Here is a 1,434-nt window from a genome sequence, read left to right as displayed (position 1 = left end):
TGAAGTGAACCCAAAAAGTTAGACAAATATTCTAAGCAGCTAATAAGGATTGGATTCTGTATTCCACAGGGCTCAATCCTTTTAGTTTTGTCTTAATACGTTTGTGATTGTAATAGTAAATATATTTTTCTAATTCCAAAGTAAAATGTTCCATACTTTCAAACTCTTGTAGATAAAGTAATTCAGATTTTAATAAGCCAAAGAAATTTTCAATGACTGCGTTATCTAAACAGTTTCCTTTACGGGACATACTCTGTGTAATTTGATGTTCTTTAAGTAAGTGCTGGTATCGAGCCATTTGATATTGCCACCCTTGATCCGAATGGAGTATAGGGGAATCACCTTCGTTTAAACGCTCAAACGCTTGATTTAACATCTTTGTAACGAGTGGAAATACAGGTCGCGTTTCTATATTATAAGCAATGATTTCACCATTAAAGAGATCTAAAACTGGCGATAAATAGAGCTTCTTCCCGAATAAATGGAATTCTGTCACATCCGTAACCCATTTCTCATTAGGCTTAGAAGCCTTAAAATCACGCTGAAGAACATTTGGAGAAATTCTTCCAACATTTCCACGATAAGAACGATACTTCTTCATGCGGACAAGACATTTTAAACCTAGCTCAACCATTAATCGACGTACCGTTTTATGATTGATTGAGTAACTTCGATTTTTTAATTCTAACGTGATGCGTCGATACCCATATCTTCCTTTATGTTCATCGAAAATCTGTTTAATGATTTCTTTTACTTCTTTGTATTTATCAGGGCGAGTAAATTGTTTCACCCAGTAGTAATACGTACTACGCGCAATCTCAGCTATTTTCACTAAGTGACTTACCTTAAAAACATGCCTTAATTCATAAATTACTTGCGCTTTTTGACGTTCTGAGATTTTCTCTCCTCTTGAACTAAGGCGTTCAACTTTTTTAAATATGCATTTTCCATACGTAAACGCTCTATTTCCGCTAATAATGCTTCTTGTGATCCTTCTACTGGCTGTTCTTTCTTTGTTTCTTTTTTCATCGTTGGACGCCCCCGTTTTTTTGAATAAAGGGCGTCAATACCTTGTTTTTCTAGAGTTTTTTTCCACTGTAAAATAGTCGATGGATCCGGAATATTATATATTACAGCTGTTTCTAAAAGAGACGTCCCTGTTTCATTCATAAAGTTAAGTACGTCCATTTTAAATTGTACAGAGTAATTTGTATACCTAGATCTCAAGCCTTCTATTCCATATTTTTTATAGAGACCTACCCATTTCATAATAGATTTATGATGCGTACCTATTCGATTGCCTATGGCTCTATAAGATTCTTTCCCTTCAAGATAGTCCTGAATAGCTTCTAATTTAACTTCTAATGAAAACTTTGCCATAAAAAAACTACACCTCCAATTGTTAATTGTGTCTAACAATTGGGGTGCAGTTCA

General features: G+C 34.4%; 1 protein-coding gene and 1 pseudogene. Both read right to left on the bottom strand.

The annotated features are described in order from the left end of the window. Nucleotides 1-31: 31 nt before the first annotated feature. The gene (locus J4P91_RS28615; protein WP_307802564.1) at nucleotides 32-991 is read right to left on the bottom strand and encodes an IS3 family transposase; all 960 of its coding nucleotides are present in this window, start codon (nucleotides 989-991) and stop codon (nucleotides 32-34) included. Nucleotides 992-1,092: 101 nt separating this feature from the next. Beyond that, a pseudogene (locus tag J4P91_RS29635) lies at nucleotides 1,093-1,380 on the bottom strand (helix-turn-helix domain-containing protein); the annotation flags it as partial. Nucleotides 1,381-1,434: the final 54 nt, after the last annotated feature.

The sequence above is a fragment of the Bacillus sp. XF8 genome, assembly GCF_017498755.1.
Taxonomy (GTDB): domain Bacteria; phylum Bacillota; class Bacilli; order Bacillales; family Bacillaceae_G; genus Bacillus_A; species Bacillus_A bingmayongensis.
The sequence above is the reverse complement of the archived record's forward strand: the minus strand, read 5'-3'. Positions and strand labels throughout refer to the sequence as shown.